Consider the following 4,585-nt stretch of genomic DNA (forward strand, 5'->3'; position numbering starts at 1 on the left):
CGGGCAAGGGCGGATGCTGGCCATTCCTGCACCAAAACCCCCAAGTCCTCACCCGCGCCATTCACCTGGGAAGCGTTTTTACACAGCCTCGGTCGGCAGCCGTCATTGATTACGGCAAGATGATAGAGCCTGGCAGTTTGCAATCCGAATTAAAACTGGATGAATGAATGGCGTCTTGGCCTCTTCAGCGAGCCAAGTGCTTTTTCAATTTCTTTTTCTCATTGTAGTCGGGATCATAGAAAAAGAGATCAATAAGAGCTGTCCGCCCATTCCAGATCCGACGTTCCAACGCGCCCTTCGGGGCCTGCGCGTTCCACCATTCCGAAAGCTGTATCCGCGCAATGATCTGATCCCAGTATCCCTGATAATCTTTATGATGCAGCTTTATACCAAATGCCTCGAACAGCTTTTCCCCGTTCGGCCCATTGAGGCAAACGAAGGTATCTGGGCGCTTCATGATCAAAAGGCGTGTTGCGGTCCCGAGGCCATGTCCAATGTCGCGCCCATCCACGCCTTTAAAGGCGCTCACGAACAGCTTCACGTATGCGAGAAAGTCTTTTCTAGTCACTGGACGATCAAGCGGAATTTCATCGAGCGCCTTGCTGAAAATTACAGGGTTATTCTTAACGATGGGAGGGAAGTGGACCGAGGCGTTCATTCCGCCGAAATACTGCCAAGGAACCTTACCGATGTCTCGAAGGCCTGCAATGCCGCAGCGCTCATCCTCTGTCATTGCATCAAATGAGTTGCCGCCGCCAAAGAGAAGCCTGGCTGCGGCGAGAACTTTCATGCGCTGTATGAAACCCTCTGGATCACGTTTCTGAACCTGCTTTTCAAAAGCCGTCCAGTTCATAGAGAGCAGTTCGATGTTCGCCAGCGGCAGACCTGGCTCTCCGGCACCGAACACCCCTGCAGCCTGAGCCAGCTTTTTGGCAAACCGTCGATGCAACCGCTTATAGCCATCCAGATCGATCGTATGCCCCGCTTTCCCCTGCTCCCAATAGTCGATAAGTGTTTTTTTGATATCGGTCAGCAGCTTACCATCAGAATCCTGCCCCTGCGTGATCAGAAAGCACGCCTCAAGGTTCTTCTCGAAGCCCCCGGCCGTAAAGTTCGCGCTGCCCATCAGACAGGCCCATTTCCCAGCCTTATGCTCGAAGAAATAGACCTTGGGGTGGAACACCCCATCGGTCGCGGGGATAAATCTGACTTGACTATGCGAAGCGAAATGCTCGATGAACTTGGGGTCCGTCTGGTAGAAATGGGTCCCGACCACGGCGGTCGCGATCTTGTCCTCATGCCGTTTGAGCGCCTTGTACCCGTCAAAGGAAGTGCTGGCCCAGGCGGTCGCAAACGAGACCTGCTCACAAGATTCGATCTGCTCAACAAGGGCAGCAGATAGTTCATTGGGAGAAACTATTAGGCGCATGGACTGGCTCCGACTGATGCCAGCCCGTTTTCGAGGCGGCGAAGTTTATACGGCAATCAGGGCGCTGTGGGATCGTGATAATTCCCGGAGAGCGAGGAGGAGGACGGCCAACGACCGTAGCTGCCAAGATACCGCGTCGCAAACGTGAATGCCCCCCACTCTTCTTCCGGCATGCTGTTACGAGACCCAGGCAAACAGGAAAATTCCTGCATTATTCCAGCATCAACAGGATTAGCACCTCGCAAAACCTGCTTGAAGGGCAGCTATGGCTCCTATCTCGGTCATAGCTGCCGTTCCGGACCGTCCGCCCACCGAGACATTCGCTCGCGAGATTTTATCATTTGTTGCCCCAACGCTTATATGCTGATCGAACCAGCCCAGTTTGCATATCTCAGAACAACGCAATAGAGATTCGACCTCTGCATTGACGCCCCGCGAGGAACCAACAATCGGCAGATAAATTATTTTGACGGACATCGCCATCCGGTGGCCGATCTGGCGGCCTCCAAAAAATCGTTATGATTTTCCTAATTAAAAATCAAATACATATTCAATCTCTTCGATGCCCTAAGCGCGATGACCAGCTCGCGATATGACGGGCCAATGGTGCTGGTTTAATCGCCTCACCCACCATGCTGGTGCTATTCTAGGAAGGATGCCTCCCATTCTTCATGGGCGAGTATTCGCGCGCGCAGAGCCACGGCATCATGACGTGCATTATGCGGAACCGTCGAGGGATGGCCGACACCCGCAAGGATAGTGTCGGGACCGAAGAGCTCGAAGCGCACGCCGCGCACCGACACCATCAGCCCCGGTCCTGTCACCAGCAGACGCGCGGCATGAGCGATATCCTCGGGCCAGTCGGCCACCAACAAAGGCTCCGGATCATTATGGAGATAACGGGCAAACAGGCGTGCCACCTGGGCTCGGCTGCGAGGTTTGACCTCCAGTACCGGTATCACATTCTCGGCAACCCATGGCGTAGGCGAAGGACAGGTGATGGCTTCATAGAAATGGGCGCGTCCTTCCTCTTCGGGCACCAATGCGATGGAGATCAACTCACCGCCGAAGCCGTTGAATTCGGTGTCGAGGAAATAGCGCATTCCAGATCTCCTACGAGGGGGTGAAGGGATAGCAGTTTGATGGCAGCGGCAATTACCGTCTGACAAAGCCGCTCTGGAGCGCATGCAACCACGTCACACATTCGTTGCCTGCCGACGTTCAGCGCGCTTGGAAGGCGAAAAGACCGGGCAATCAGGTGTCATTCCCAGTCCGTGATATCCGATAGATCTCTCAATCCCATCCGGCTCTAAGATCCGCTGTGCCCAAACTGGGGTCGCAATATCGTTGCGCCGACACGCAATTGGTCGAGGTAATCGGACCAGTGCTGCATCATCCGCACACGCTCATCCCAATACTGCCCGCGAGCATAAGCGCGCCGGATTGAGTTGCCATCTGCGTGGGCAAGCTGGCGTTCAATCGCGTCGGGATTCCAGCATCCCATCTCATTGAGCAACGTTGCCGCCATTGCGCGAAATCCATGGCCCGTCATCTGATCCTTAGCATAGCCCAATCGGCGCAAAGCCGCGTTGATTGTGTTGTCGGACATTGGTCGATCAAGCGCACGAAGGGAGGGAAAAAGGAAAGGGCTATAACCCGAATCGTGCTCGATCTCTGCCAGTATGGCAATCACCTGCCGGGACAATGGAACGGCATGCGGGCGACGCATTTTCATCTTATGGCCCGGGATCGTCCATACCTTCCTCTCCAGATCAAACTCGCTGAATTCAGCCCAGCGCAATTCCCCGGGCCGAACGAAGACGTGAGCCAGCAACCGCAAGGCGGTCCCAGTCAGGGGATGTCCATCGTAATCGTCAATGGACCGTAGCAAAGCGCCTGCCTCCATCGGAGTGGTGATTGCCGCACGATGAGTCGTTTTAGGCGTCGCCAAGGCCCCACGAAGATCTGAGGCTATATCCCGCTCAGTGCGCGCCGTGGCGATGGCATATCTGAAAATCTGACTGGCGGCGGTGCGCGCCCGATTGGCGGTATCGTAGCGCTTGGTTGCTTCGATTTTCTTCAACGCCAGAAGCAGTTCATGCGCCGAAATTTCCCGGATCGGACGGCGACCTATGGCGGGATAAAGCTTCGCCAAAAGCCACCGGGCCTTTTTAACCGTCATCGCCGCCGCGCCCTCGGCAATGATTTTCTCAAGCCATTCACCAGCTACCGCCTCAAAGGTATGAGAAGCAGCCAGCGTCCGTGCGATCTTGTCCAGCTTGGCCTGCTCGACCGGATCAACACCCTTGGCCAACAGCCGACGCGCATCAAGCAAACGCTCGCGCGCTTCTCCAAGCAGGAGCTCCGGCCAACGCCCAAAAGTTATGGTTTTCTGCTTGCCGTAAATGCGGTAATTCATCCGCCACACGCGGCCACCGGCTGGCTCCACCAGCAGGTATAAGCCGTCGCGGTCACTCAGCTTATAGGGCTTGTCTTTGGGCTTCGCGCGCGACACCCATGCCGCTGTAAGCCCGGATTTCTGCCGCTTGCCGTCCGTCATGATGGTATCTCCGTATCGGCATGTCGGAGCCTACCATCACTTCATCCATCATATGGGTGAGATTTGGTGAAATGCCTCGACATCACACGAGGCATAATACCAGATAAAAACGGCAGAAAACAGCCATTTACGGGACCCTCTCAGACGTCCTGAGAGGCAAAATTGGAGGCCCGAGCCGGAATCGAACCGGCGTGCACGGATTTGCAGTCCGCTGCGTCACCACTCCGCCATCGGGCCATCCATGCGGTGAGGGGCTGCCACTAGACGAGGCGAACGCGGATGGCAACAGCGATTCGTGCAAATCTGTGAACACTATTTTGCGGAAAACACCGCTAGCCCGATGCGGCCCCCGCGCTAGAGATTGCCTCCTTGCCATTGGCCCTTTGCGGGACCACAATTATCTTTCCATCGCCTTGATGCCATTGGGGCGTTGACGCCGCCCCCGTCCGGTTTGTATGTAAAGCAAACAAAATGGTCGGGGACTCATCGGCCTATTCAGGAGAGCATACAGATGAAGACCCGCGCCGCCGTTGCTTTTGCGCCCAAGACCCCGCTCGAAATCGTCGAAGTCGATCTCGAAGGCCCCAAGGCCGGTG

The 4,585-nt window shown here is 55.6% G+C and carries 3 protein-coding genes and 1 tRNA gene; all 4 read right to left on the reverse strand.

Annotation, left to right across the window (positions count from 1 at the left end):
* Positions 1–184: 184 nt before the first annotated feature.
* Positions 185–1,429 (reverse strand): phospholipase D family protein, encoded by a 1,245-nt coding sequence (locus FHW96_RS25680; protein WP_172343408.1) that lies wholly within the window; start codon positions 1,427–1,429, stop codon positions 185–187.
* A 641-nt stretch (positions 1,430–2,070) separates the two neighbouring features.
* Positions 2,071–2,532, reverse strand: a complete 462-nt coding sequence (locus FHW96_RS25685; protein ID WP_172343409.1) for a hypothetical protein — start codon at positions 2,530–2,532, stop codon at positions 2,071–2,073.
* Positions 2,533–2,738: 206 nt separating this feature from the next.
* A complete protein-coding gene (locus FHW96_RS25690) occupies positions 2,739–3,989 on the reverse strand; it encodes an integrase arm-type DNA-binding domain-containing protein (RefSeq protein ID WP_172343410.1) in 1,251 nt (416 codons plus the stop codon).
* Positions 3,990–4,152: 163 nt separating this feature from the next.
* Positions 4,153–4,226, reverse strand: a tRNA-Cys gene (locus tag FHW96_RS25695).
* Between the last annotated feature and the right edge of the window lie 359 nt (positions 4,227–4,585).

It is taken from the genome of Novosphingobium sp. SG751A (assembly GCF_013149295.1).
GTDB lineage: Bacteria > Pseudomonadota > Alphaproteobacteria > Sphingomonadales > Sphingomonadaceae > Novosphingobium.

What these genes read in the sequence shown, in the direction of transcription:
- FHW96_RS25690 (WP_172343410.1), bottom strand. Translation starts at nt 3,989, where the DNA reads ATGACGGACGGCAAGCGGCAGAAATCCGGGCTTACAGCGGCATGGGTG.
- FHW96_RS25685 (WP_172343409.1), bottom strand. Translation starts at nt 2,532, where the DNA reads ATGCGCTATTTCCTCGACACCGAATTCAACGGCTTCGGCGGTGAGTTG.
- FHW96_RS25680 (WP_172343408.1), bottom strand. Translation starts at nt 1,429, where the DNA reads ATGCGCCTAATAGTTTCTCCCAATGAACTATCTGCTGCCCTTGTTGAG.